The sequence below is a fragment of the Polaromonas sp. YR568 genome, assembly GCF_943372955.1.
Classification (GTDB): domain Bacteria; phylum Pseudomonadota; class Gammaproteobacteria; order Burkholderiales; family Burkholderiaceae_C; genus Polaromonas.
This window is the reverse complement of record NZ_CALSAL010000002.1, coordinates 286,095-309,740: the sequence shown is the minus strand read 5'-3', so window position 1 is coordinate 309,740 and position 23,646 is coordinate 286,095. Positions and strand designations below refer to the sequence as shown.

25 protein-coding genes are annotated in these 23,646 nt (G+C 63.7%); 11 read left to right on the top strand and 14 right to left on the bottom strand.

The annotated features are described in order from the left end of the window. Position 1: 1 nt before the first annotated feature. From AAG793_RS07345 to AAG793_RS07305, 9 genes are all read right to left on the bottom strand, one after another. Complete coding sequence (locus AAG793_RS07345; RefSeq protein WP_341906229.1) at positions 2 to 388, bottom strand: response regulator; 387 nt, start codon at positions 386 to 388, stop codon at positions 2 to 4. After that, positions 366 to 2,933 (bottom strand): response regulator, encoded by a 2,568-nt coding sequence (locus tag AAG793_RS07340; RefSeq protein WP_341906226.1) that lies wholly within the window; start codon positions 2,931 to 2,933, stop codon positions 366 to 368. The genes AAG793_RS07345 and AAG793_RS07340 overlap by 23 nt, the downstream gene beginning before the upstream one ends. Before the next feature lie 287 nt (positions 2,934 to 3,220). Next, complete coding sequence (locus AAG793_RS07335) at positions 3,221 to 3,898, bottom strand: urea carboxylase-associated family protein (protein ID WP_341906223.1); 678 nt, start codon at positions 3,896 to 3,898, stop codon at positions 3,221 to 3,223. Between the two features lie 13 nt (positions 3,899 to 3,911). Further along, the gene (locus tag AAG793_RS07330; protein WP_341906221.1) at positions 3,912 to 4,697 is read right to left on the bottom strand and encodes an amino acid ABC transporter ATP-binding protein; all 786 of its coding nucleotides are present in this window, start codon (positions 4,695 to 4,697) and stop codon (positions 3,912 to 3,914) included. Next, positions 4,687 to 5,367, bottom strand: a complete 681-nt coding sequence (locus tag AAG793_RS07325; protein WP_341906218.1) for an amino acid ABC transporter permease — start codon at positions 5,365 to 5,367, stop codon at positions 4,687 to 4,689. The genes AAG793_RS07330 and AAG793_RS07325 overlap by 11 nt, the downstream gene beginning before the upstream one ends. 21 nt (positions 5,368 to 5,388) lie before the next feature. After that, positions 5,389 to 6,051 (bottom strand): amino acid ABC transporter permease, encoded by a 663-nt coding sequence (locus AAG793_RS07320; RefSeq protein ID WP_341906215.1) that lies wholly within the window; start codon positions 6,049 to 6,051, stop codon positions 5,389 to 5,391. Between the two features lie 136 nt (positions 6,052 to 6,187). Beyond that, entirely contained in the window at positions 6,188 to 6,988 is an 801-nt protein-coding gene (locus tag AAG793_RS07315; RefSeq protein ID WP_341906212.1) for a transporter substrate-binding domain-containing protein, read from the bottom strand. Further along, positions 6,985 to 7,869: a GntR family transcriptional regulator gene (locus tag AAG793_RS07310; RefSeq protein ID WP_341906210.1), complete on the bottom strand. Its 885-nt coding sequence runs from the start codon at positions 7,867 to 7,869 to the stop codon at positions 6,985 to 6,987. Before AAG793_RS07310 ends, AAG793_RS07315 begins: the two co-directional genes overlap by 4 nt. Before the next feature lie 171 nt (positions 7,870 to 8,040). Further along, positions 8,041 to 10,437, bottom strand: a complete 2,397-nt coding sequence (locus AAG793_RS07305; RefSeq protein ID WP_341906208.1) for a tetratricopeptide repeat protein — start codon at positions 10,435 to 10,437, stop codon at positions 8,041 to 8,043. 269 nt (positions 10,438 to 10,706) lie between these two features. On the opposite strand from AAG793_RS07305, the gene AAG793_RS07300 reads away from it, so the two are divergent. Further along, positions 10,707 to 12,431 (top strand): long-chain fatty acid--CoA ligase, encoded by a 1,725-nt coding sequence (locus AAG793_RS07300; protein ID WP_341906206.1) that lies wholly within the window; start codon positions 10,707 to 10,709, stop codon positions 12,429 to 12,431. Between the two features lie 154 nt (positions 12,432 to 12,585). After that, entirely contained in the window at positions 12,586 to 13,482 is an 897-nt protein-coding gene (locus AAG793_RS07295) for an ion transporter (RefSeq protein WP_341906205.1), read from the top strand. A 4-nt stretch (positions 13,483 to 13,486) separates the two neighbouring features. On the opposite strand, the gene AAG793_RS07290 is transcribed toward AAG793_RS07295, so the two are convergent. Then, complete coding sequence (locus tag AAG793_RS07290) at positions 13,487 to 14,047, bottom strand: YaeQ family protein (protein ID WP_341906203.1); 561 nt, start codon at positions 14,045 to 14,047, stop codon at positions 13,487 to 13,489. 146 nt (positions 14,048 to 14,193) lie between these two features. Between AAG793_RS07290 and AAG793_RS07285 the strand changes: the two genes are divergently transcribed. The 9 genes from AAG793_RS07285 to AAG793_RS07245 all read left to right on the top strand — a co-directional run bounded on the left by AAG793_RS07285 (position 14,194) and on the right by AAG793_RS07245 (position 21,077). Next, positions 14,194 to 15,198, top strand: a complete 1,005-nt coding sequence (locus AAG793_RS07285) for an LLM class flavin-dependent oxidoreductase (protein ID WP_341906202.1) — start codon at positions 14,194 to 14,196, stop codon at positions 15,196 to 15,198. Between the two features lie 75 nt (positions 15,199 to 15,273). Then, entirely contained in the window at positions 15,274 to 16,305 is a 1,032-nt protein-coding gene (locus AAG793_RS07280; RefSeq protein ID WP_341906199.1) for a methionine synthase, read from the top strand. 143 nt (positions 16,306 to 16,448) lie between these two features. Next, entirely contained in the window at positions 16,449 to 16,973 is a 525-nt protein-coding gene (locus tag AAG793_RS07275) for a cupin domain-containing protein (protein WP_341906196.1), read from the top strand. A 163-nt stretch (positions 16,974 to 17,136) separates the two neighbouring features. Beyond that, positions 17,137 to 17,802, top strand: a complete 666-nt coding sequence (locus tag AAG793_RS07270; RefSeq protein ID WP_341906192.1) for a glycine zipper 2TM domain-containing protein — start codon at positions 17,137 to 17,139, stop codon at positions 17,800 to 17,802. A 173-nt stretch (positions 17,803 to 17,975) separates the two neighbouring features. Continuing rightward, positions 17,976 to 18,257 carry a DUF427 domain-containing protein gene (locus AAG793_RS07265; RefSeq protein ID WP_341906189.1) on the top strand — a complete coding sequence of 94 codons (282 nt, stop codon included), beginning with the start codon at positions 17,976 to 17,978 and terminating at the stop codon, positions 18,255 to 18,257. A 193-nt stretch (positions 18,258 to 18,450) separates the two neighbouring features. Beyond that, positions 18,451 to 19,167 carry a class II aldolase/adducin family protein gene (locus AAG793_RS07260; protein ID WP_341906187.1) on the top strand — a complete coding sequence of 239 codons (717 nt, stop codon included), beginning with the start codon at positions 18,451 to 18,453 and terminating at the stop codon, positions 19,165 to 19,167. A 53-nt stretch (positions 19,168 to 19,220) separates the two neighbouring features. After that, positions 19,221 to 20,195 carry a tripartite tricarboxylate transporter substrate binding protein gene (locus AAG793_RS07255; RefSeq protein WP_341906186.1) on the top strand — a complete coding sequence of 325 codons (975 nt, stop codon included), beginning with the start codon at positions 19,221 to 19,223 and terminating at the stop codon, positions 20,193 to 20,195. 155 nt (positions 20,196 to 20,350) lie between these two features. Then, a complete protein-coding gene (locus tag AAG793_RS07250) occupies positions 20,351 to 20,788 on the top strand; it encodes a universal stress protein (protein ID WP_341906184.1) in 438 nt (145 codons plus the stop codon). 49 nt (positions 20,789 to 20,837) lie between these two features. Further along, positions 20,838 to 21,077 (top strand): DUF465 domain-containing protein, encoded by a 240-nt coding sequence (locus AAG793_RS07245; protein WP_341906181.1) that lies wholly within the window; start codon positions 20,838 to 20,840, stop codon positions 21,075 to 21,077. 54 nt (positions 21,078 to 21,131) lie between these two features. Here the strand turns inward: AAG793_RS07245 and AAG793_RS07240 are convergent, their stop codons facing one another. The 4 genes from AAG793_RS07240 to AAG793_RS07225 form a co-directional block, all read right to left on the bottom strand. Continuing rightward, the gene (locus tag AAG793_RS07240; protein WP_341906178.1) at positions 21,132 to 21,887 is read right to left on the bottom strand and encodes an SDR family NAD(P)-dependent oxidoreductase; all 756 of its coding nucleotides are present in this window, start codon (positions 21,885 to 21,887) and stop codon (positions 21,132 to 21,134) included. Further along, positions 21,884 to 22,558, bottom strand: coding sequence for a protocatechuate 3,4-dioxygenase (locus AAG793_RS07235; RefSeq protein ID WP_341906175.1), 675 nt, complete (start codon positions 22,556 to 22,558; stop codon positions 21,884 to 21,886). Before AAG793_RS07235 ends, AAG793_RS07240 begins: the two co-directional genes overlap by 4 nt. Before the next feature lie 63 nt (positions 22,559 to 22,621). Beyond that, positions 22,622 to 23,302 (bottom strand): RluA family pseudouridine synthase, encoded by a 681-nt coding sequence (locus AAG793_RS07230; protein WP_341906171.1) that lies wholly within the window; start codon positions 23,300 to 23,302, stop codon positions 22,622 to 22,624. Positions 23,303 to 23,322: 20 nt separating this feature from the next. After that, positions 23,323 to 23,625, bottom strand: a complete 303-nt coding sequence (locus tag AAG793_RS07225) for a VF530 family protein (RefSeq protein WP_341906167.1) — start codon at positions 23,623 to 23,625, stop codon at positions 23,323 to 23,325. Positions 23,626 to 23,646: the final 21 nt, after the last annotated feature.

Below are 23,646 nucleotides of genomic sequence, written 5' to 3'. Positions count from 1 at the left end.
GTCAACTCCCTCCCGGGGCGGAGGCCGTCCCGAGCAGTGCATTGATGGTGTCGTACAGCTCCTGGTAGCGCAGCGGCTTGGCGATGTAGGCCTCGCAGCCGGCGATCTGGCTTTTCTCCTGATCGGCCTTCATGGCCAGCGCGGTCAGGGCGATCACCGGAATGGACGCTGTCACCACGTCTTTCTTCAGCAAGGCGGTGGCGGCCAGCCCGTCCATGCCTGGCAGCTGGATGTCCATCAGAATCAGGGCCGGTTGTTCGGCGCGCGCCATGGTCAGGCCGGTTTCGGCATCCGTGGCGCTCAGCACCTCATGCCCCGCCTTGCTCAGCAGCACGCAGGCCAGCTTCATGTTGGCCGGGTTGTCCTCAATGACCAGGATGCGTGCCATCAAACGACTCCTCTCGAGAATCTTGAGAATCCTGAGAAGGCAGGGCGCGCCGCACCTCGTCAATGAAGCGCCCGCGGTTGAGCCCCACCTTTTCGACAATGCGGATCACGCTCCCCCTGTCCTTGTTGAGCAGGGCTCGGTCCTGTGCGGTGATCTGCTTGGCGGTGACCACCAGCACCGGAATGCTTGCGGTTTCAACGTGACGCTTGAGGATTTCCACCACATCAAAGCCGTTCATCCCGGGCATCATCAGGTCGAGGAAGATCAGGTCCGGCTGCAGCTGCCGCGCGAGCGTGATGGCCTCCTGGCCGCTGTAGGCCCGGACCACCGCATAGTCGGGCGTGGGCAGGAAGGCGGCGATCAGCTCGACCGCCTTGGGGTCGTCATCCACCACCAGAACCGTATGGGTCCGCTCCGTTGTGGGATGCAGGCCGAGGCAGGCCAGCGACATCTTCAGCTGCGCCCGGCTGATGGGCTTCTGGAGTACCGCTGCCGCACCGCTGTGAAGGCCCAGGCTGTTTTCAGCGCTGCCCGAAATGATGACCACCGGCACCCGCGACAGGCTGTCGCTGTCCAGCTCACGCAAGCGAGCGAGAAAGCTCCATCCGTCCATGCCGGGGAGCTGGATGTCCAGCGTGATCAGGCTCAGCGGCTGTTGTGGCGCGAGTAGCAGAGCCTCCTCAGCGCTGATGGCCCGCACCACCGTGAACCCTTCGGCCTCCAGCAGAAGGCGCACCAGGTCGGCAGCCTGGTCGTTGTCTTCCACCACCAGTGCATTGCGGCCGGCCAGCGCAAGGGGAGCGGCAGGCCGGTGAAGAAGCGGCTGAGTCTCCATGGCGTCGGCCACCACGGGCCGCAGCGGCAACCAGACGGCAAAGCGCGCACCTTGCCCTTCGGCGCTGCTGACGGCCACGGTTCCGCCATGCAGCTCGGCCAGTTGCTTGACCATGGCCAGACCCAGGCCGGTGCCTTCGAACTTGCGGGCCAGGCTGCTGTCGATCTGCCGGAAGGCCTGAAAGAGTTTGGACATGTCGTCCTTGGATATGCCAATGCCGCTGTCGGTGACGGACAACTCCAGAAACTCGGTGTAGTCGCTCGCGTGCAGCGGAAAGCCGTGCACCGGCCACGCACCGGGCAACAGGCCCACCGACTGGCGCGGGACGCGCTGCGCGCTCAAGGTCACATTGCCGCCGCTGGCACTGAACTTCACCGCGTTGGCCAGCAGGTTGTAAACAATCTGCTTGGTCTTGCGCATGTCCAGCATCAGCAGGCCCAGGTCCTTGGCGACATCCAGCCCCAGGGCCAGGCGCTGGGCCAGGGCTTTTTCCTTCACGATGGACAGGCTGGCGGTCAGCAGCGATGGCAGATCGACCGGCTCCAGCTCCAGGTTCATCATGCCGGCCTCGACCTTGGAGAGGTCCAGGATGTCATTGATGAGCGACAGCAGGTGCTGCCCGCTGGTGAAGATGTCACCCATGTACTCTTGCTGGGTTTCGCTCATCGGGCCCATCAGCCCGTCCTTGAGTGCCTCCGAGAAACCGATGATGGAGTTGAGCGGCGTGCGCAGCTCGTGCGACATGGTGGCCAGGAACTCCGACTTCATGCTGCTGGCATGCTGGAGGTCCACGTTCTTTTCCTGCAAGGCCTGTTCAAACCGCTTGCGCTCGGTCACGTCGCGGGCGGCGGCAAACACACCGCGCAGGCGGTGATGGCGGTCATGGAAGGTGGCCGCGTTGTAGGACACCACGGTTTCGTCGCCGTTGCGGGCGCGCACGGTGAGCTCGTAGTTGTTGACCGTGTGCTCGGTCAGCACGCGCTGGATGGCGGCGTCAGCCAGCTCGGGATCGGTGAAGAACTGCTTGGAGGGCGCGCCGATCAGCTCTTCCCGGGTGCAACCGGTGAGCGTCATCATCTGCTGGTTGACGTCAGAGATGATGCCCTGCGGGTCGGTCATCATCAGCGCATCGATGTTCGACTCGATCAGCGAGCGGGTGTAGAACTGCTGGTCGCGCAGCTGCTGGTCCAGCAGGGCTTGGGCGGCTTCGACTTCCTTGCGGGCGGTGTTGTCGGTGCCAATCAGCAGGTAGCCGATGATGGCCTCCTGGTCATCGCGCAGGGCCGTCACCGAGACCACCGCCGGAAAGCGGCTGCCGTCCTTGCGGATGTAAGTGAGCTGGTAGATGTCTTCAATGCCTCGCGAGGCCTTGAACACCAGCGCCTCGAAGCCGGGCGTGATGGCGGTGCCCAGTTCCCGGCTCAGGGCATCGGCGCGCGCGATCAGCTCTTCGGGGTCGGAGATGTCGGCCGGGGTGACGCGGTTGACCACTTCAGTGGCCGCGTAGCCCAGCATGCGCTCGGCACCGACATTGAAAATCTGGATGACGCCTTTTTCGTCCGTCGCGATGCTGGAGAAATTGGCACTGTTGAAAATCGCGTCCTGCAGCGCACCCGTCTTGAGCAGAGACTGCTGGCGCCTGAATTCAATAACGCCCTCGGCACCGTCCTGCCTACCAAAGGTGCTGTCGGTCGAGCCGGAGTTCGGCATGGAAACCCTCCAACGCGAATTCTCACTTCGGCAAGGGACTGTTTCGACAGACCCCGCGTCAGGCGGGCTCACGGGTTATCACGTCATTCAGCACTGAAACGCGAACAGGCTGGTGATAAGGAGGAGATGTGATTTGAATGTAACAGAGGCCTTGCACTCAAGGTGAGAAATAGCATGAGAATTTGGAGCGCTGCTCCGCCTCCAGTGAGGCACAAAGCACTACTGGGTAACGCCGCTGTGCCGCTGCAGGTGAGGCCTCAGTCAGCCGATGCGGCGGGACACTGCCGTCAAATCGGCGGCACCCACGGGCCGTTGACGGGAAGCGCAGAGGTGCTTTGCAGAATTTCCAGATCGACCGGGCGAGGGGTGTTGTCGCCTGCCCCCTGGATTTTCACGATGTCCTGCGGACAGGCTGAGAATGCGACGAAGCAGTCCATCTCTGCACGCAACGTGATGGAGTCCCCCGCCTTGGTGGTGGTGGGCAGGGTCTTGAGCGTGATGCCATCCGGCTGGACCTGGATGTTCATGAAGATGTTGAATGAGGCGAGGATGGCGCGTGGGGGCGTCACCCCCAGCTCGAACATGCCTTCGAACATGTTGTCGCAGCAGTTGCGGTGGTAGCCCTTGACGCCCAGCAGCTCGTAGCGGCGCCGGTCGCAAGCGGCCATGAACGTGTCGTGCACGCCCGGCGTAGCGTCTTCCACCACCGTGAGGATGGGATGGCGCAAATTGGTGACGAAGGAGTCGCCCACCACGGGATTGAGACGCTGGTTCCACACACGGGTGGTTTCCATGCACATGAATTCCTGCAGGTCGTAGGCATTGAATGCCCAGCAATCCACCACCTGCGTGCCATGGGTGTTGATTACCCTGACTGCCTGCCCAGCGGTCAGTCGCACGGCCTTGCCATGGCCAGCGGGAACGTGAAGCGTGGCGGTCGGTCGGGTGGATGTGGTGCTTGTCATCGGGGTGTTTGCGTTACTGGATCATGCCGAGGAACTGCTTGAGTTCAGGCGTCTGGGGGTGGGTGAACACCTCGTCTGGCGGGCCGATTTCGTGCACACGGCCCTGGTGCATGAACACCACCCGGTCACAGACCTTGCGCGCGAAGTTCATTTCATGGGTGACCATCAGTAGCGTCATGCCATCTGCAGCCAGGCTTTCCACCACCTGAAGCACTTCGCCGACCAGCTCCGGGTCCAACGCCGAGGTGATTTCGTCGCATAGCAACACCGAGGGCCGCATCGCCAGTGCCCGTGCAATCGCCACGCGTTGCTGCTGGCCGCCTGAGAGCTGGTCGGGCCAGGCGTCGAACTTCTCGGCCAGGCCGACGCGCTGCAGCAGCGCGCGCGCGTGTTCCTCGGCAGGCGCGCCGGTGGCCTTTTTCACCAGGGCGGGCGCCAGCATGATGTTCTTGCCTACAGTCAGGTGCGGAAAGAGGTTGAAGCTCTGGAAGATCATGCCCACCTGCTGGCGCAACTCGCGCATGACCTGGGGGTTGTCGTGCAGCAGATGCTTGCCGTCCACACGCAGCGTGCCGCTCTGGAACACCTCCAGCCCGTTGATGCAGCGCAGCAGCGTGCTTTTGCCGGATCCGCTTTTTCCGATGATGGCAATCACTTCGCCCGCGCGGACTTCAAGGTCAATGCCTTTGAGCACCTCGTTGGCGCCGAAGCTCTTTCGCAGCTGGTTGATCTCCACCAGTGTCCTCCCGGCGAGGGCAGGCCGCTCTGCGGCGGCTGGTGATGTGGCGTTAGCGTCCATTTCTTGCTTTCCTCTCCAGCTTGCGGGCGTACAGGGACACGGGGAAACACAGCGCGAAGTACATCAGCGCGACGCAGCTGTAGACCACAAAGGGCTTGAAGGTCGCATTGGTGATCATGGTGCCGGCCTTGGTGAGCTCGATGAAGCCGATCACCGAGGCGAGCGCTGTGCCCTTGATGACCTGCACCAGAAAACCCACGGTCGGCGGCACGGCAATGCGTACCGCCTGCGGCAGCACGATGTGTTTGAGCTGTTCACCGAAATTGAGCGCCAGGCTTTGTGCGGCCTCCCACTGGCCTTTGGGAATGGCGTCAACGCAGCCGCGCCAGATTTCGGCCAGGTAGGCGCTGGTGTAAAGCGTCAGTGCCACCGCAGCAGCCACCCATGCGGGCACATTGATGCCGAAGAGCGCCAGACCGAAATAGGCGAGAAAGAGCTGCATCAGCAAGGGCGTGCCCTGGAACAGCAGCACATAGCCGTCGAGCGCCCGGCGCGCGACCAGTGCCGACCTGCCTTTGCCCGGCGCGGTGCGGGTGGCCGACAGCCGGGCCACCAGCAGCAGCAGGCCGACGATGCCTCCGCCGATGAAGGCCACGAGTGACAGCGCCACCGTCCAGCGCGCGGCGAGCAGCAGGTTCCTGAAGATGTCCCAGACGGTGAATTCAATCATGGTGCGCCCACGTCCTTGCCCTTATCGACCGAACAGGAAGCGGGGGCCTGCCCAGTAGAGAAGCTTGCGCACCGCCACCGACAGTGCCAGATAGATCAGCGTCGCAATGATGAAAGCTTCGAAGGCCCGGAAGTTGCGCCCCTGGATCAGGTTGGCGGCGTACGACAGTTCCTGCGTCGAGATCTGGCCGCAGACCGCCGAGCCCAGCATCACGATGATGATCTGGCTGACCATGGCGGGCCAGACTTTCTTGAGTGCAGGTGGCAGCACCACGCGGGTGTAGATCTGCACACGGTTGAGCGCCAGACTCTCTGCCGCCTCAATCTGGCCGCGCGGCGTGGCTTCGACCCCGGCACGAATGATCTCGGTGGCATAGGCTGAAAGATTGATCACCATTGCCAGCACCGAAGCCATCTCGGGTGAGAGTTTGAAGCCTGCCGCGGGCAGACCGAAAAAGATGAAGAACAGCTGGACGATGAATGGCGTGTTGCGGATCAGCTCCACATACGCGCTGACCACCCAGCGCAGCCAGACTGGTCCGCTGGCACGCGCCCAGGCGAAGGCCATACCGATGGCCATGCCCAGCACCGAAGAGATTGCTGTCAGGCCGAGCGTCCACGCGACGCCGATGGCCAGCAACGGCCATTGCGACAGCACCGCCATGAAATCAAGCTCGACACGCATGCGATTACTTCCTGTTAAGTGGGGCTGCCTGCAGGCCAGCGGCCGCCGTGGAATCGGCTTCGCCGGACCACCAGCGGCGCCCCCTGCAAGGGGGGGAGGACGCTACACGCAGTGAGCGTCAACGGGGGTGTGCCATTTATTGCGGCAGGTTGCCAGCGGGCCGGCCCAACCACTTGATCGCGATCTTGTCGAGGTCGCCATTTTTCTTGGCCTCTGCAATCACCTCGTTGACCTTCATGCGCAGCTTGTCTTCGCCCTTGGCGACGCCGATGAAGTTGGGGCTGTCGCTGAGCAGCAGCTTGTACTCGGTATTGAGCTGCGGGTTCTTGGCCATCATGTTGCCGGCCACCGAAGCACCGGTGGCAATGAGCTGGACCTGGCCGGCGGTGTAGGCCGACACCGTGGTGTTGTTGTCTTCAAAGCGCTTGATGTCTGCGCCCGCCGGTGCGACCTTGGTGAGCTCCTGGTCTTCCAGTGCGGCGCGGGTCACGCTGATGGTTTTGCCGCTGAGGTCGGCAAAGGACTTGACGTTCAGGCTCTTGGGGCCAAACACGGCCTGGAAGAACGGCGAATAGGCGATGGTGAAATCGATGACTTTCTCGCGGTCCGGATTCTTGCCCAGTGTGGAGATCACCAGATCAGCCTTCTTGGTCTGCAGGTAGGCGATGCGGTTGGCGCTGGTCACGGGTACCAGCTCCACCTTCACTCCCAGCTTCTGGGCGATGTAGCCGGCCATTTCCACATCCAGCCCTTGCGGCTTGAGATCGGTTCCCACCATGCCATAGGGCGGAAAGTCTGTCGGGATGGCGATCTTGATCTCCTTGGCCTTCATGATGTCGTCGAGGGCGGTCTGCGCGTGGGCGCCAGCGGCGCCAAGGACGGCAGTGGCTGCGAAGGCAAGGGTGATGACGGAGGCAAGGCGTTTGCTGGACTTCATAGCAGGGCTCCAAGGTAGGTTGAGGAATCGTCAGGAAATGGCTCGCTCCCACGCGGGTTACTGCGTGTGTTTCGCGGCCTGGCAGGGGAACGGGTGGGGCTGGGTTCGGTCTGGCGCAGGGTCTGGCGCGGCAGGCCTTTGGCGGCTGTCTGTCCGGCTTTGCGGCCGCTGGCGACTGCGCTGCGCGATGCGCCTGCTTTGGGCGGCTGCGCCTCCAGCGGGCTCAAGGCGCTGCGCAAATGCGACAGCGGGTCGCCACTGCTGCTCTGCAGTCTCAGTGCGGCCTGCACGCTGCCGATGTGGGCCTGCATCAACTTTTCGGCCTTGGGCAGGTCACCCTTTTCAAGCGCCTGCACGATCTGCACATGCTCTTCGCAGGATTGGGCAGCGTCGTGTGAAGACTGGTAAAGCATGGCGATCAGGGTGGTGCGTGCGGTGAAGTCGCGCAGCGTGTCTGCCAGCAGGCTGTTGCCCAGGCATTCGGCCAGACACACGTGAAAATCGCCCAGCAGAAAACTGCGCAAGCCCACATCGCTGCCCTTGATCGCGGCTTTCTCGCGGCTCAGGTGGTTCTTGAGCTGTTTGATGGCGGTCTTGCTGACGTCACCGGTGCAGCGGATCAGCCCCATCTCGATGACGCGGCGTGCCTCGAAGGCTTCGCGGGCCTCGTCCTGGGAAGGCTCGATGACATACCAGCCGCGGCGACTGCTCACCGTGACGATGCCGCGCACCGCCAGCCGGGTGAGTGCCTCGCGCACGATGGTGCGACTGCAATCGAAAAGCATTGCCAGCTGTTGCTCGCCCAGTCGCGCACCCGGCTCCAGCTTCTGGGCCATGACGGCCTCAATGATGCGGTTGCTGATATCCGAAGCGGTGGTCATGGCCCCACCTTTGCATAAGCCGTGCCAGGCTTTTGACCGGTTCAGTCAACTGGTATACAAGTTTTGTGCACTCAATTGGTGTGCGAGTAGTGGCAACTGGCCTCTGATGCCACGCGATGGCTCGTCAGCTGCACCACATGCGTGAATCGGCCGACGGCCTCTTCCAGGACTTCAGAAAAGCCGTTGCTGCAAGTCCTGCTGGATTCGCGCAAACACGCTGCCCCAGTCGCCCGGCCGCTCCTGGCGATACAGCCGCATGGACGCGTACCAAGGACTGTCGCTGCGGTCGAGCAGCCAGCGCCAGTCGGGCGAGAAGGGCAGCATGACCCAGGTTGGCCGGCCCAGTGCGCCGCTCAGGTGCGCCACGCTGGTGTCAACGCTGATGACCACATCCATCAGCTCGCACAGTGCGGCGGTGTCGGTGAAGTCTTCCAGCTCGGCGCTGAACTGCCGGATGCCGCTGGCCTGCAGGGCTGCCTTGTCACTGGGGCGGATTTCCTTTTGCAGGCTGATGTACTCCACGCCCGAAGGCAAGCCGGTGAGCAGCGCAGACAGTGCCAAGCTGCGGTGCGCGTCTCCCTTGTGAATCGTGCTGCCGCTCCACACCAGGCCCACGCGGGGCTGTCGGCGCGGCCCGAGGCGGGTGGCCCACTGCGCCACCTTGCCGCTGTCGCTGCGCAGGTAGGGGCCGGGGCTGGGAATGCTCTGCAAGTCAGTGCCCACGGCAAGCGGCACGCTGAGCAGCGGGCAGTGCAGGTCGAACGCGGGAAAGCGCTCGCCCGGGCCAATCAGCTGGGCGATGCCGTCCACGCCCTGCAGCAGCCGCAACAGGGGTTGCGGTGTTTCCAGCAGCACGCGTGCACCGCGCGCCTGCAGCACGCGGGCATAGCGGCAAAACTGGATGGCGTCGCCCAGACCCTGCTCGCGCGTCAGCAGAATCGTCTGACCCTGCAGCGACTCCTTGCCCTGCCAGAGCGGTTGTTTGAACTGACGCTGGATTTTTTTGAACTCGGCCTGCGACCAGCGCGCCTCGTACTCGGCCCAGCCCGCTTCAAATTCGCCTTTCACCAGCAACAGCAAGGACTTGTTCCATCGGGTCAGATCGCGGTCGCTGGCGGTGACGGTGGGCAGGCTGAGCGCGGTGTCGTAGCTGGCGCGTGCCGCGTCCAGCTGCAGCAAGTCCTTGAGCAGGTTGCCCCGATTGGAGTGGGCCTTGGCCAGGTCTGGCTGCAGGCGGATGGCCGTGTCGTAGCTGGCCAGCGCGGCTTCGGGTTGCCGCATGTCCTTGAGCACGTTGCCGCGGTCGCAATGGGCGGTGGCCAGGTCCGGCTGCAAAGCGATGGCGCGGTCATGGCTGGCCAGTGCTTCCGGCAGGCGCTTGAGCTTGAGCAGCACATTGCCCCGGTTGCCGTGGGCGATGGCCAGCCCGGGCTCAAGGCGGATGGCTTCGGCGTAACTGGCCAGCGCTGCCTCCAGCTCGTCCAGGTCCTGCAGCACATTGCCGCGGTTGAGGTGGGCGCCGGCATAGCCGGGCTGAAGGCGAATGGCCGTGTCGTGGCAGGCCAGCGCGGCATCGAGCTGGCCCAGCTCCTTGAGCACAATGCCGCGGTTGGAATGCACCTCGTGGAAGTCGGGCCGCAGCCGGATGGCTTCGTCATAGCTGGCCAGTGCGGCCTGCAGCTGCTTGAGCTCTCGCAGGACGTTGCCGCGATTAGTGTGCGCTTCCACATAGCCGGGCTGAAGGCGGATCGCCTCGTCATAGCTTGCCAGCGCCGCGTCCAGTTGGGCGAGCTCACGCAAGGCATTGCCCCGGTTGCCCCAGGCATGGGCGTAAGGCGGTTGCAGTCGGATGGCCTCGTCGTAGCTGGCCAGCGCCTCGCTGGGGCGGCGCAGCCCCATCAGCAGATCGCCACGCCCGCAATGGGCTGCCGCATGGCGCGGCTGCAGGCGAATGGTGTCGTCATGGCTGGCCAGTGCCGCTTCTGGCTGCTGCAGCGCCATCAGCACCTGCCCACGGTTGAAATGCGCGGCCACATCGCCCGGGCGCAGGCGGATGGCGTGGTCGAAGCTCGCCAGCGCTTCGGTGGGTCGCCCGAGGCTGCGCAGCACAAGACCGCGGTTGTAATACGCCTCGGCATGGTCGGGCCGCAGGCGAAGGGCTGCGTCCTGGCTGGCCAGTGCCTCGTCCAGCCGGTTGAGTGCGCGCAGCACAATGCCGCGGTTGGCATGGGCTTCGACGTGGTCCGGCTGCAGTTGGAGGGCCTGGTCGTGGCTGGCGAGCGCCGCTTGCAGCTGGCCCAGTTCGGTCAGCGCGATGCCGCGGTGGGTGTGGAAAGAGGGGTTGCCCGGATACAGGGCAATCGCACGGCCAATGAATGCCACGGCCTGCGCAGCCTGCCCGTTCTGGATGCAAATCACCCCCAGCAGGTGCAGGCAGTCAAAGTGGTCAGGCTGGCTTTCGAGCAGGCGTTCGCACAGGGCCTTTGCCTCTGCCAGCCGCCCTTGCTGGTGCAGCGCGAAGGCCTCGGCCATTTTGTCCGTGGACGCAGCCGGGAGTGAATCACTCATCGACTGCGGGACGGGCTCTGACGCAGGATGGGATGAAGGTTGGGGTCGGGTCATGGGATGATGGAAGGCTTCGGCTGACTCTATGCGATTGTGGCCCCAAGCCGTATGGAGTTCATCAGGGACGGTAGCAGTCGTCGCCCTGGCGACACGGGGGCTACGGAGCTTCCCGGATGTGTTGGGCGGCATGTGCCGTTACGCTTGGACCATCGTGACGGCCCGCTGTCCTCCCTGTGATGACAGGGCTTCACGTGGTACCGTGGAATCAACCCTTGACACTTCCCCTGCACCACAAGGTCTGGCCCAAGCGGCTGCCGCGCAGCATCTCGCCGCCGGCCACGTCGCTCTGGTACAACCTCGCCGTGAGCGCGCTGCGCTTTCCGGACAAGGCCGCACTGGTCTTCTTCAACCGCACGCTGAGCTACTCGCAGGTGTTGCAGCAGGCCGAACGGCTGGCCGCCACCCTGCACCAGCGCGGCGTGCAAAAGGGCGATCGCGTCATTCTTTGCATGCAGAACTGCCCGCAGTGGGTGATTGCGCACTTTGCCATCCTGCGGGCCAATGCGGTGGTGGTGCCGGTGAACCCGATGAACCGTGCCGAGGAACTCAAACACTACATCACCGACCCTGATGTGAAGGTGGCCATCACTGCTGCCGATCTGGCGCCCGAACTGGTCCGGGCCAATGCGGAGTTGCCAGCCAGCCAGCGGCTGGCGCATCTGGTGGTCACCCATTACAGCGATGCCTTCGACATGCCTGCTGCAGGCCCTGAATCCGCAGAACAAGGCGCGCCCATGCCCGAGGCCTGGCGCGAGTGGCTGGGTACCCAGCATGCGTTGCCCCGCCACGAAGGCGGGGAGGTCATTGCATGGGCTGATGCGTTAGCGGGGCAGGGCGTAGAGCACCTGCCGCCACACACGGCGCAATCGTCGGATCTGGCGGTGCTGCCCTACACCAGTGGCACCACTGGCCTGCCCAAGGGCTGCATGCACACGCACGCCAGCATCATGCACAACGCGGTCGGGACCTGCCTGTGGAGCAACGGCACGTCTGAAAACGTGGTGCTGTCGGTGGTGCCGATGTTTCACATCACTGGCATGGTGTCGGTGATGCACACTGCCCTCTACGCCGGCGGCACGCTGGTCATCATGCCGCGCTGGGACCGCGAGCTGGCTGGTGCCCTGATCTCGCGCTGGCGCGTCACGCACTGGACCAACATCCCGACCATGGTCATTGACCTGCTGGGCAGTCCGAACGTTGCCGATTTCAGGCTGGACAGTCTGGTCTACATCGGTGGCGGTGGCGCGGCCATGCCGCAGGCCGTGGCGCAGCGCCTGTGGGAGCAGTATGGCCTGCGCTATGCAGAAGGCTATGGCCTCACAGAGACGGCGGCGCCGTCGCACAGCAACCCGCCCGACGCCACCCGTCAGCAGTGTCTGGGCGTGCCCTTCATCAGCACCGATGCGCGCGTCATCGACCCCCTCACGCTGAAGGAACTGCCGCAGGGTGAGCAGGGCGAGATCGTCATATGCGGCCCGCAGGTGTTTCAGGGCTACTGGAAGCAGCCCGAGGCCACGACCGCCGCGTTCATCGAGCTTGATGGCAAGCGCTTTTTCCGCTCCGGTGATTTGGGGCGGATCGATGAGGACGGCTATTTTTTCCTGACCGACCGGCTCAAGCGCATGATCAATGCGTCGGGCTTCAAGGTGTGGCCGGCCGAGGTGGAGGCGCTGATGTTCAAGCACCCGGCGATTCAGGAAGCCTGCATCATCTCCACCCGCGACGCCTACCGTGGCGAGACCGTCAAGGCCGTGGTGGTGCTGCGCAGCGAAGCCCGGGGCAAGACCAGCGAAGACGACATCATCGACTGGTGCCGCAACCACATGGCGGCCTACAAATACCCGCGTGTGGTGCAGTTTGTCGATGTGCTGCCCAAGAGCGGCTCAGGCAAGGTCATGTGGCGTAGCTTGCAGGAAGCCGAAAGCGGCGGGACTTGACGGCACCCGGCACGCCAGCAGGGGCCAATGGCAACGGGTTGCCGTTTTCCAGCCGCTGCGGTTATCGTGCAGGGCATGTTGAACCTTGCATCCGCCTGCCCGCTTTGGCCCGCCCGCTTTGCCGCAGCGGATGCCGCTGACATGAACTGCTGACATGACAACTCCCGATTCCAATCAATCACCTCCTTTGAATGCCAAGCCTTTGTCTGGCTGGCGACTACGCCTTTACACCATCATTTTTGAGGCTGACACCGAAGCCGGACGTCTGTTCGACAAGGTCCTGATCGGCATGATTGTGCTCAGCGTGGTGGTCGTGCTGGCCGACAGTGTGCAGGCGATCAATGCCGCCTGGGGTGCGTGGTTCACGGTGCTTGAGTGGTTCTTCACGCTGTTGTTCACAGCTGAGTACATCGCACGTCTGGTGTGTGTGCCGCGACCTGCGCGTTACGCACGCAGCTTTTTCGGCATCATTGACCTGATTGCTGTCCTGCCAACCTACCTGGCGCTGTTCTTTCCCGGATTCCATGCGCTGGTGGATGTGCGGGTGCTGCGCCTGCTGCGGGTGTTCCGCGTCTTCAAGCTCGCCGCCTACGTGGCCGAGTACCAGCAACTGGGGCGGGCGCTGGTTGCCAGTGCGCGCAAGGTGTTGGTGTTCCTGTCGGTGGTGCTGATGCTGGTGCTGGTGATGGGAACGGTGATGTACCTGGTCGAGGGGCCGGCCAATGGCTTCACCAGCATTCCCACGGCGGTGTATTGGGCCATCAGCACCGTGACGACGGTGGGCTATGGTGACATCACGCCGAAGACCGACCTCGGGCGCCTCATTTCGTCGTTCATGATGCTGCTCGGCTGGGGCATTCTGGCGGTGCCGACCGGCATCGTCACCGCGGAAATGTCGGCGCAACGCAACCAGCAGCCCCTGCCGCTGCCGACCACGCGTACCTGCCACCATTGCCTGACCGAAGGGCATCAGCCCGAAGCGCGGTTCTGTCTGCACTGCGGTGCAGACCTGCCGGCCTATCAGGTACAGCCCGACGTCCGTACCGAATAATTATTTATTCGACGGGGGCTGTCAGGCGGCGCGGCGTGATCTCGACCGAGCCGAGCGCGGTGCTCATCCACACCGTGCCGTCCTGCACCGTCACCTGCAGCTGCATGCTGCGCTCTGCCAGTTTGGCCAGCGCCTGGCTTTCGGCCGCGTCGATCTGCCAGACCACCAGATTGGCCGCACGCGTGAGCTTGGTCTCGATGTTCTTCCACCACACTGGTGTGCTGCTGGCAAAGCTGTACACACTGACTTTGCCGGCACGTCCAGCGGCTTTCATCAGGCGTTTGTCATCGGGCTGGCCCACGTCGATCCAGTGCAGGATCTGCTCGGTGTAGTCCTTGTGCCAGAGCGCTGCTTCGTCCACATCCCACAGGTCCTTGGCAAATTCCAGGTTGCCCTGCTTGTCGTCGGCCGGCACGTTGAGCGCAAAGGCCAGCAGGCGGATCATCATGCGTTCGTCGGCCTCGGACGGGTGGCGCGCAATCGTCACGCTGTGGTCGGCGTAGATGCTGCGGTCCATGTCGGAGAGGGCCAACTGGGCTTTGTAAATGGTGGCTTTGAGTGCCATGGTCGGTGGGTTTTCTTGATCGGGGTCAGGTCAGGGAGCGGTCACGTCGCCGCAACCGCAAACGCTGTATTGGAACAGAGCTGAACAGCGCAGCCGCCGGTAACCCTGTCTGAGCAGGATGAAGGCGTGCTGGCTATAGTTTGTGGATGCCCCTCAGCCTTTCCGTGCTCGACCAGTCGGTCGCCATTTCCGGCCGCGCCGAAGACGCGTCCATCCGCGACACCCTCACGCTGGCCCGGCACTGCGAGGCCCTCGGTTACCAGCGCTTCTGGGTCAGCGAGCACCACAGCCACCCGAGCATTGTCGGCTCAGCGCCCGAGGTGCTGATGGCCGCCATTGCCGCAACCACGCAGCGCATCCGCATCGGCAGCGCGGGCGTGATGCTGCCGCACTATTCGGCGCTGAAGGTGGCCGAGCAGTTCCGCGTGCTGGAGGCCTTGGCGCCGGGGCGCATTGACCTTGGCGTGGGCCGGGCGCCAGGCTCCGACATGCGCACCGCCCGCCTGCTCAGCAGCGACCCGCGGCAGTCGGCAGAAAACTTCCCGATCCAGGTGCGGGAGCTGCAGGCCTGGGTGTCGGGCTCTGCGCTGCCTGAAGGCCATCCGGGCCATGGCGTCACCGCCAACCCGACCGGCCCCACCTCGCCCCAACTGTGGATGCTGGGCAGCTCCGACTATGGCGCCCAGCTGGCCGCGCACTATGGGCTGCCCTATGCCTACGCCTGGTTCATTACCGACGGCCGGGGCGCCGACGAGGCGCTGTCGATGTACCGCTCGCTCTACCGGCCCAGCCCGTGCCACCCGGCGCCGCATGCGGCGCTGTGCGTATGGGCGCTTGCGGCCGACACCGAGGCCGAAGCCTGGCATCACTTTTCCAGCCGCGAGCGCTGGAAGATCGACCGCAACCGTGGCGCGATCTATGCGCTGCAGTCCCCGGCAGAGGTGGCCGCGCGGCCGTATTCCCCTGCAGAGCAGGCCGAGGCGTCGCGCCTGCGCGAGACGGCGCTGGTCGGCACCGGCGCCCAAGTGGCCAACCAATTGCGCGCACTGGCCGATACACTGGCGGTAGAAGAGCTGGTGGTGATCACCTGGACGCATGACCCGGCGGCTGCCCGCCGGTCTTACGAGCTGCTGGCCCGCGAGTTTTTTTGACGTTTTTCTTTCCCGCTTTCTTTTCCGTTTTCGTTATCTGCTTCCCCATAAATCCAATCGAGACAAGGATCCGACATGACCGCACCCCTCTTCAGCGCCACCATCGCAGGCAGCCTGCCCAAGCCCGCCTGGCTGTCAGAAACCAACAAGCTCTGGCCCCAGTGGAAGGCCGAGGGCGACGAGTTGAAGCAGGCCAAGGCCGATGCCACGCTGCTGTGGATCAAGGCCCAGGAAGACGCGGGTCTTGATGTGATTGGCGACGGCGAGCAGTCGCGTCAGCACTTCGTGCACGGCTTTCTGGAGCAGGTGGCCGGCATCGACTTTGAGCACAAGGTCAAGATGGGCATCCGTAACAACCGTTACGACGCGATGGTTCCGCAGGTGGTCTCCGAGCTCAAGCTCAAGGGCCGCGTGCACGCCGCCGAGGCACAGCTGCTGCGTGCCCACACCAAGAAAAAAATCAAGTTCACGCTGCCTGGCCCTATGACGATCGTGGACACCGTGGCCGACCAGTTCTACGGCGACCGCGTGAAGATGGCCATGGCTTTCGCTGAACTCCTGAACCAGGAAGCCCGGGCGCTGCAGGCCGATGGTGTGGACATCATCCAGTTCGACGAGCCGGCCTTCAACGTCTACATGAAAGATGCCGCCGACTGGGGCGTGAAGGCGTTGGAAGTCGCCGCCAGGGGTCTGACCTGCACCACCGCGGTCCACATTTGCTACGGCTACGGCATCAAGGCCAACAACGACTGGAAGGAAACGCTGGGCCAGGAATGGCGCCAGTACGAAGAGGTCTTCCCTGCGTTGGCCAAAAGCAGCATTCAGCAGGTGAGCCTGGAGTGCTATCACTCGCACGTGCCACCGCACCTGATGGCCCTGCTGGAAGGCAAGGATGTGATGGTGGGCGTGATCGACGTGGCCAGCGACGAGATCGAAACCCCCGAGCAGATCGCCGAGACCATCGGCAAGGCGCTGCAGTACGTGCCCAAGAACCGCCTGCTGCCCTGCACCAACTGCGGTCTGGCGCCAATGGACCGCGCCATCGCGATGAAAAAGCTCGAAGCCCTGGCAAAAGGCGCGGCACTGGCGCGCGAGCGTTACAAATAATGCCCCCACGCTTTGCACTTCGCCTTCGGCTGCGTGTCATGCGCTGCCCCCCGAGGGGGCGCTGCGCCTGCGGCCTGGCGAAGCCAGTTCCGCGGCTCTGGCTTGCTTAAGAGTTCTTCGATATTTGACGAGAGGGGCCGCAGATGAATTCGAACCACAGTGACAGCACTGGCCACGAGCACAGTCACGACCATGTGCACCCTGAAACGCCTGCGTGGAAGCACAACGGCGTGCGCGTGGTCCCCGGCAACCAGCTCGACAGCAACACCGCCCAGACGCCGGGCATGGACCGGCGCGCGGCCATCAACTTTGCGCGTGTGGGTGCGCAGAAGCTGTGGGCCGGCACGGTCACCATCCATGCTGACGCCAAAACCGGCGCCCATCACCATGGGCCGCTGGAAAGTGTGATCTACGTCATCCGGGGCCGCGCCCGCATGCGCTGGGGCGAGCACCTAGAGTTCACCGCTGAAGCGGGGCCGGGCGACTTCATTTATGTGCCGCCCTACGTGCCGCACCAGGAAATCAACGCCAGCGCCACCGAGACGCTGGAGTGCGTGCTGTGCCGCAGCGATGGCGAGGCGGTGGCGGTGAACCTCGACATTGAGCCGGTGGAAAAGCCCGACACCGTGCTGTGGGTGGACCCGACGCATCCGCAGGGCGGGGTGTAGCCCGGCCAGGCCTGTCAACGGCAGATGAAGGTGCACCGGAGCGCGAAAAATCGCACAGGTTTTTCAGGCTTCCAGGAGTTTTACTTACGTTTGTCACTTTGTCCTACATCTTGTATCTGCTGGATTGGGTAAAACAAGGGCTCTCTTCAAAAGGAGTTCCCTCATGGATACCCATACCAATACGCAAGTTGCACCAAGCCCTAGCGCGGGCCAGAACAAGTATTTGATTCCCATCATCGCCGTCATGGGCGTCACCGTGCTGGCACTGGTTGCCGCGCTGGTGGTGAACAGTTCCGACGCCAAGCAGAGCGACACGGCGCCCGCGGCAGTGACCGCCAAAGAGCCAGCCAAAGCTGCAACAGCACCGAAGCCGGCGTCGAACACGACGGCAAAGAACACCAACGGCACCACCACCTCCAGCAAGAGCGTCAATCAGTCCGCCCCTGTGGTCGCTCAGTCGGGCAACTCGCAGGTCTGTGCGACCTGCGGCACCGTTGAGTCGGTGGTTGCCGTGGAGCGCCAGGGTCAGGTCAATGGTGTGGCCGTGGGCGGCACGACCATCGGCCTCGGCACAGTCGCTGGCGGCGTGGTCGGTGGCTTGCTGGGCAACCAGATGGGCGGCGGCGACGGCAAGACGGCCATGACAGTGCTCGGCGTGGCCGGTGGCGCGGTGGCTGGCAACGCCATCGAGAAAAACATGAAGAAGGTCACCGTGTACCAGGTGCGCGTTCGCATGAACGACGGCTCGGTGCGCACCATCGAGCAGCCCACGGCTGTGCAGGTGGGTGCCAAGGTGGTGGTTGAAGGCAATACCCTGCGCGCAGCCTGAGGGTTTGAAGCAGAGGGCTCGACCAGGTTCGCCGCGCGACCGATCACCTCTATTGCCCGATGAACCCGTTAGCCCATGCCAGTCATGGGCTTTTTCTTTTCCGGGTGGTCTGCAGTGATGGGGCCTCTGTGCGAAGATTTGCCAAAAGCAACCCATCCGAGTCAAGGAATCCCATGAAAGCAGTCTGGAACGGCGCCGTCATCGCCGAAAGTGATGACACCGTGGTTCTCGAAGGAAACCACTATTTCCCCGAGAGTGCCCTCAACCGCGACTACGTCACCTTCAGCAACCACCACACCATGTGCGCGTGGAAGGGCCAGGCCAGTTATTACTCGCTGCTGGTCAATGGCGAAATGAACACCGACGCCGCCTGGTACTACCCCGACCCGAAACCCGAGGCCGAGAGCATCAAGGGCCGCGTGGCCTTCTGGAAAGGCGTGAAGATCGAGGCCTGAGCTTCAGGGCCTGGGCTTGAAGGCTTGAACGTCGAGGGCTGGCGTCTGAGCCCGGGCTGCCCGCTGTCTTTTTTGAGCCGGGTTTACCCTTTGCCGATCTGCCGGCAAAAGCCTGTTCATCGCGTTAACTGCTACGTATACTTATTAAAAAGACCTGTCGCAATGATGCAGGTCTTCACAATAAGGAGACATCATGACGGTTCCCGCGCCCGACCCGGCTCTGGTCGAAAAACTGGTCATCGCCAATCGCATTCTTTTCAGCCAGGGGGTGGTTGACGGCTTCGGCCACGTCAGCGTTCGCCACGACCAGTCGAACGAGCACTTCCTGCTGTCATGCAACCGTGCCCCGGGCTTGGTCAAGCGTACCGACATCATGGTGTATGACCTCAACGGTGACCCGGTGGTGCCGTCCAGCCAGCGCTCCTATCTGGAGCGTTTCATCCACAGCGAAATCTACCGCGTCCGCCCCGATGTGATGGCGGTGGTGCACAGCCACTCCACCAGCGTGATTCCCTTTGGCGCCACGGGTCAGCGCCTGCGGCCGATCTTTCACATGAGCGGGTTTCTGGGGAGCGGCAGCGCGCTCTTTGAAATCCGCGAGTCGGCGGGTAACACCGACCTGCTGATCAGCAACAGCGGCCTGGGCAAGGCACTGGCCAAGTCACTGGCGCAGCACACCTGTGTGCTGATGCGCGGCCATGGGTCGACCACGGTGGCGCCGTCGCTGGAGCGCGTGGTGTACCGCGCCATCTATGCCGAAGAAAACGCCAAGCTCCAGCTCACGGCCTCCAGCCTCGGGCCCATCGAGTTCCTCACGCCGGAAGAAGCCGAGCTCGCGATGACCTCCACCGAGGGGCAGGTGATGCGCCCGTGGGAGCTGTGGCGCCAGCAAATTGGCGATGTCCAATAACAGGATTTTCTTCAAGCGCTTTCAAATAAGACAAAACAAGACCGGAGACACCCATGAAATTCAGACAACTCCTGAGCATTGCAGGCATTGCACTGGCTGGCCAGCTGGTGGCCACCACCGCTGTGGCCGACACCTACCCCTCGCGTGCCGTGCGCATCATCGTGCCCTATGGCACCGGTGGTGGATCAGACGTGCTGGCGCGCCAGATCGCCGCCCGTCTGCAGACGCTCTGGGGGCAGGGCATTGCGGTGGACAACCGTGCCGGTGCCTCCGGCAACATCGGCACCGAGGCGGTGGTGCGCTCGCCGGCCGACGGCTACACGCTGCTGCTGCAGAACAGCACCATGGTGGTCAATCCGGCGGTGGCTGGCAAGCTCAACTATGACCCGGAAAAGGACCTGACGCCCATCATGCTGCTGGGCCTCACGCCCATCGCACTGGTGTCGCATCAGGGAACCAACATCAAGACGATGAAGGACCTGGTGGACTACTCGAAGGCCAACCCCACCGCGCTGAGCTATGGCTCCTGCGGCATCGGCACGCCCCAGCACTTCGTGATGGAACTGGTCAAGCAAAAGACCAGCGTGAACGCGACCCATATCGGCTACAAGGGCTGTGCGCCCGGCCTCACCGATGTGGTGGGTGGCCAGGTACCGCTGGCGATTCTCAGTGCCAACCTGGTGGCGCCGCACATCAAGACCGGCAAGCTCAACGGCATTGGTGTGTCTACCGCCGCGCGTTACCAGCTGATACCGCAGTTGCCTTCGTTCGAGGAGCAGGGCCTCAAGCCACTGGACTTCTCGATCTGGTATGCGCTCATGGGCCCCGCTAAAATGCCGCCCGAGGTGGTGGCGCGCATCTACGCCGATGTGCAGAAGGTGCTGGCCGAGCCGGCCATCAAGGAAAACCTCTCCAACGCCGGCGTGGAGCCGCTGTCAGGCAACGGGGCTGATCTGGCGCAACTGATCAAAGTGGATCTGGCGCGCTACGCGCAACTGGCCAAGTCTGCCAACATCAAGGCTGAATAAGGTCGAAGAAAGCCAAGTGCGGCGGGTTCGCGCCGTGAGAGTGCGGCTACTCTGATAGTGCCGCCGCAGAAATGTGAGGGCGGCTTGCGCCAGCTCAATTGACGCGCAGGAAGGCGTGCCTGAGAATGGCTCAACGGCTCGAAGGAGGCTGCGCCATGTTCAAGCATGTACTGGTTCCGGTAGACGGCTCAACAGCCGCCAGGCAAGCCATCGTGAAAGCCGTCGGCATTGCGGCAGCCTTCAAGAGCGCCGTCACCATCATCTACGTGATTGATCCCTACGCCTTCACCGGCGTGGGCACCGACTTCGCTTACGGGCAGACCGAATACCTCAGCGCCGCCACGGCAGAGGCCGACACCGCCATCACCGCCGCCAAAGCAGCTTTCGAAGCCGCCGGCATTACTGCCGAGGGCAAGGTGGTCGAAGGCCATGCGGTGTACCGCGGCATCATTGACACCGCCGAGTCGCTGGGCGCTGACCTCATCGTGATGGGCTCGCACGGGCGCCGTGGCTTGCAGAAGCTGGTGCTGGGCAGTGTGACCTCGAAAGTGCTCTCGCATGCCCATCTGGCCGTGCTGGTGGTGCGCGACTGAGCCCGCACCTGCTGCTTTCTCCACCTCTCCCCTCGCCGAAGGAGTTCCCATGGATTTGCTGAAACACGATCTGGTGCATGAGTTCCCCGACTACCTGGAGAAGATGCACACGCTCAAGGCCAGCAATGCGCGCTTTGCCAGTCTGTATGCCCGCTATGACTCGGACAACCACACCATCGCCCGCTATGAGCAGGGTGTGGGCGCCATCACCGACGAGGCATTGGAAGACCTGAAAAAGCGCCGCCTGAAAGTCAAGGACGAGATCTATCAGATGCTCAAGACCTTGTGATCCCGTGATGCGGTGACGCCGTCGTTGCGTCACCCTCCGCACGCGCCCGGCCTTTCAGTCCCGCACGTCACCAACCGGCTGTGCGCCGAAATCGCTTCTTGCCAGGTAATTCAGCACCCGTGCGGCCGCGTCGTCCGGCGAGGTGAGCTGGCCGCCGCTCTGAAGTCCGATGAAACTGCCCCGGTCGGGGAAGCTGGCCGCATCGGCCTGGCGCAGCTGTACCTGCATGTCGGTGTCAATCACGCCGGGTGCCAGCGAGCAGACTTTGGCGCCGTTGGGCTTGAGGGCTTCTTCCAGCGCTACACAGCGCGTAAAGTGGTCCATGCCCGCCTTGGCCGCGCAGTAGGCCGCCTGCGATGCCATCGCGCGGCGCCCCAAGCCTGAGGAGATGTTGAGCACCTTGCGCGGCACAGCCCATGTTTGCGTGGCACGAAGGAACACCGCGGTCAGGTGCATCGGTGCCTCAAGGCCGACACGCATGGCCTGCGCAATGTCGGCGCTGCCGAGTTCGCTCAGCGGCGCAATGCGGGGAATCACGCCCGCGTTGTTGATGAGCGTGGCGCTGCTCCATCCGGTGTTACTCTGCGCCGTCAGCCACTCTGACAGGCGGATGCCCAGCGTGCTGCTGTCGGCGAGGTCCTGCGTCCACTGCGTGAGGGACGCCTGCGTGCGTGCCGCGTGGTCTGTCAGCGCAGGATTGTCCCGACGTGAAATGCACAGCAGCGTGTGCCCCTGGTCCAGCAGCTGCCTGGCCATGGCCAGACCCATGCCGCGCGAGGCACCGGTAATAACAAAGAGATGTCGGTTCATGCGGCGACGACCATTGCAAAGCTGGCACGAAAGCCGCTGGCGTCGGGTGTGAACGGCACTGTCAGTGCCGCCTGGTCGGTGGCGTTCAGCCGGCGCCACAGGAAGTCGCGCGGGTTGCCCGGATCGTCCGCGACATACAACTGCGTGGTCAACAACTCACGCGCCCCCAGCTTGACCTTGACATGGATATGCGGCGTGCGCCCGCCGTAGGGAACCGGGCGGATGGTGCGAAAGCGGTAGCGCCCATCGGCGGCCACCGTCACACGGCCAAAGCCCTGAAAGCGCCGGTCGGCCCGGTCACCGTCACCGGCATGGTGGTAATGACCGGCGTGGTCGCATTGCCAGATCTCGACCTGCGCGCCGGACACGGGCTTGCCAGCCAGGTCACTGACGCTGCCTTCCAGCCAGGCGCTTTGGCCGCTGGAGTAATCCAGTGCGCCGTTGCGCAACAAGTCGTGGTCGCTGTCTTTGGGGAATGTGACGGGGTAGAACGGACCTTCTGTCTGCGCCGGCGTGAGGCGGCGACCGGGCACGGGCTGGGCGCGCGGGCCCAGCCAGAGCGCAGGCGCTGCTATCAGTGCTGCAGTCACTGTGCGCCGACGCAACAGGCGCTGTGCTGTGGCGTGAGGAGCGGAGGGAGGAGTTAGGGAAATGGCTACTGCAGGGCGCATGAAATTCTCCAACGTTCGGCATCGAACGCGAGTCGACAGATTACCGCGTTCGACAAGCTGGCGTCAAAAGTCGGGAATGCTTTGAAAAGCCAACGGCTCGCCAGTGGCGGGATGGACGAACTTCAAGGCGCAGGCATGCAGCAGCAAGCGGGGTGATTTGGCCTGTGCGGCAGGGGTGGCGTAAAGTGAATCACCCAAGATGGCATGGCCCAGCGCCTGCAGGTGCACGCGCAGCTGGTGCGATCGACCGGTGAGGGGTTCAAGCTCGACCCGCGTGCTTTGGCTGGTATCGTCGAACGACAACGTGCGCCAGCGCGTCTGGCTGGGTTTGCCGTTCACGCTGTCGATGATGCGCAGCGGCCGGCGCGGCCAGTCTACGGCGATCGGCAGATCAATCAGGCCCCAGCCGTCTGCGGTGTGGGGTGGTGTCATGTTGCCGTCGACCACCGCGGCGTAGCACTTGTGCATCTGCCGCGTCGCAAACAGCGCGCTGAGCGCTCGCTGCATCGCCGCACTGCGCGCCATCAGCATCAGCCCCGAGGTGGCCATGTCCAGCCGGTGCACCACCAGGGCTTCGGGGTAATGGGCCTGCACCCGAGCGCTCAAGCAATCCTGCTTGTCATCGCCGCGTCCGGGCACCGAGAGCAGGCCAGCGGGTTTGTTGAAGACCAGCAGGCTGTCGTCGGCATGCACCAGGGCGAGTGGTGTGTCGCCGGGTGACGTCAGGTTGCGAGGTGTGGCCATGGGTATGCCGGCCGCGCCAGTCAAAGGCCGGCGGACGGTGGCTTGCCAGGCGGTTTGCCGGGTGGCTTGCCAGCTTTTGGCGGGGGAAAGTTGTGTGCGGTGGGCTGGCTGCGTTTGACTTCGCGCAGCATGAAGAGGTAGAGACCCTCGACCTTCTCTCTCGCCCATGGCGTCTTGCGCAGGAACTTCAGGCTGGACGACACGCTCGGCTCGCTGATGAAGCAGCGGATGGGGATGCGCTGGCCGAGGTCTTCCCAGCCGTAGTGGGCTGCCAGCGCGGTGACCATGGCTTCCAGCGTGATCCCATGCAGAGGATCATTCATAAGGCCCCCACGCGTCTTTGC

Coding starts and splice junctions, on each gene's coding strand:
- AAG793_RS07345 (WP_341906229.1), bottom strand. CDS start 388: ATGGCACGCATCCTGGTCATTGAGGACAACCCGGCCAACATGAAGCTG.
- AAG793_RS07340 (WP_341906226.1), bottom strand. CDS start 2,933: ATGCCGAACTCCGGCTCGACCGACAGCACCTTTGGTAGGCAGGACGGT.
- AAG793_RS07335 (WP_341906223.1), bottom strand. CDS start 3,898: ATGACAAGCACCACATCCACCCGACCGACCGCCACGCTTCACGTTCCC.
- AAG793_RS07330 (WP_341906221.1), bottom strand. CDS start 4,697: ATGGACGCTAACGCCACATCACCAGCCGCCGCAGAGCGGCCTGCCCTC.
- AAG793_RS07325 (WP_341906218.1), bottom strand. CDS start 5,367: ATGATTGAATTCACCGTCTGGGACATCTTCAGGAACCTGCTGCTCGCC.
- AAG793_RS07320 (WP_341906215.1), bottom strand. CDS start 6,051: ATGCGTGTCGAGCTTGATTTCATGGCGGTGCTGTCGCAATGGCCGTTG.
- AAG793_RS07315 (WP_341906212.1), bottom strand. CDS start 6,988: ATGAAGTCCAGCAAACGCCTTGCCTCCGTCATCACCCTTGCCTTCGCA.
- AAG793_RS07310 (WP_341906210.1), bottom strand. CDS start 7,869: ATGACCACCGCTTCGGATATCAGCAACCGCATCATTGAGGCCGTCATG.
- AAG793_RS07305 (WP_341906208.1), bottom strand. CDS start 10,437: ATGAGTGATTCACTCCCGGCTGCGTCCACGGACAAAATGGCCGAGGCC.
- AAG793_RS07295 (WP_341906205.1), top strand. CDS start 12,586: ATGACAACTCCCGATTCCAATCAATCACCTCCTTTGAATGCCAAGCCT.
- AAG793_RS07290 (WP_341906203.1), bottom strand. CDS start 14,047: ATGGCACTCAAAGCCACCATTTACAAAGCCCAGTTGGCCCTCTCCGAC.
- AAG793_RS07285 (WP_341906202.1), top strand. CDS start 14,194: ATGCCCCTCAGCCTTTCCGTGCTCGACCAGTCGGTCGCCATTTCCGGC.
- AAG793_RS07280 (WP_341906199.1), top strand. CDS start 15,274: ATGACCGCACCCCTCTTCAGCGCCACCATCGCAGGCAGCCTGCCCAAG.
- AAG793_RS07275 (WP_341906196.1), top strand. CDS start 16,449: ATGAATTCGAACCACAGTGACAGCACTGGCCACGAGCACAGTCACGAC.
- AAG793_RS07270 (WP_341906192.1), top strand. CDS start 17,137: ATGGATACCCATACCAATACGCAAGTTGCACCAAGCCCTAGCGCGGGC.
- AAG793_RS07265 (WP_341906189.1), top strand. CDS start 17,976: ATGAAAGCAGTCTGGAACGGCGCCGTCATCGCCGAAAGTGATGACACC.
- AAG793_RS07260 (WP_341906187.1), top strand. CDS start 18,451: ATGACGGTTCCCGCGCCCGACCCGGCTCTGGTCGAAAAACTGGTCATC.
- AAG793_RS07255 (WP_341906186.1), top strand. CDS start 19,221: ATGAAATTCAGACAACTCCTGAGCATTGCAGGCATTGCACTGGCTGGC.
- AAG793_RS07250 (WP_341906184.1), top strand. CDS start 20,351: ATGTTCAAGCATGTACTGGTTCCGGTAGACGGCTCAACAGCCGCCAGG.
- AAG793_RS07245 (WP_341906181.1), top strand. CDS start 20,838: ATGGATTTGCTGAAACACGATCTGGTGCATGAGTTCCCCGACTACCTG.
- AAG793_RS07240 (WP_341906178.1), bottom strand. CDS start 21,887: ATGAACCGACATCTCTTTGTTATTACCGGTGCCTCGCGCGGCATGGGT.
- AAG793_RS07235 (WP_341906175.1), bottom strand. CDS start 22,558: ATGCGCCCTGCAGTAGCCATTTCCCTAACTCCTCCCTCCGCTCCTCAC.
- AAG793_RS07230 (WP_341906171.1), bottom strand. CDS start 23,302: ATGGCCACACCTCGCAACCTGACGTCACCCGGCGACACACCACTCGCC.
- AAG793_RS07225 (WP_341906167.1), bottom strand. CDS start 23,625: ATGAATGATCCTCTGCATGGGATCACGCTGGAAGCCATGGTCACCGCG.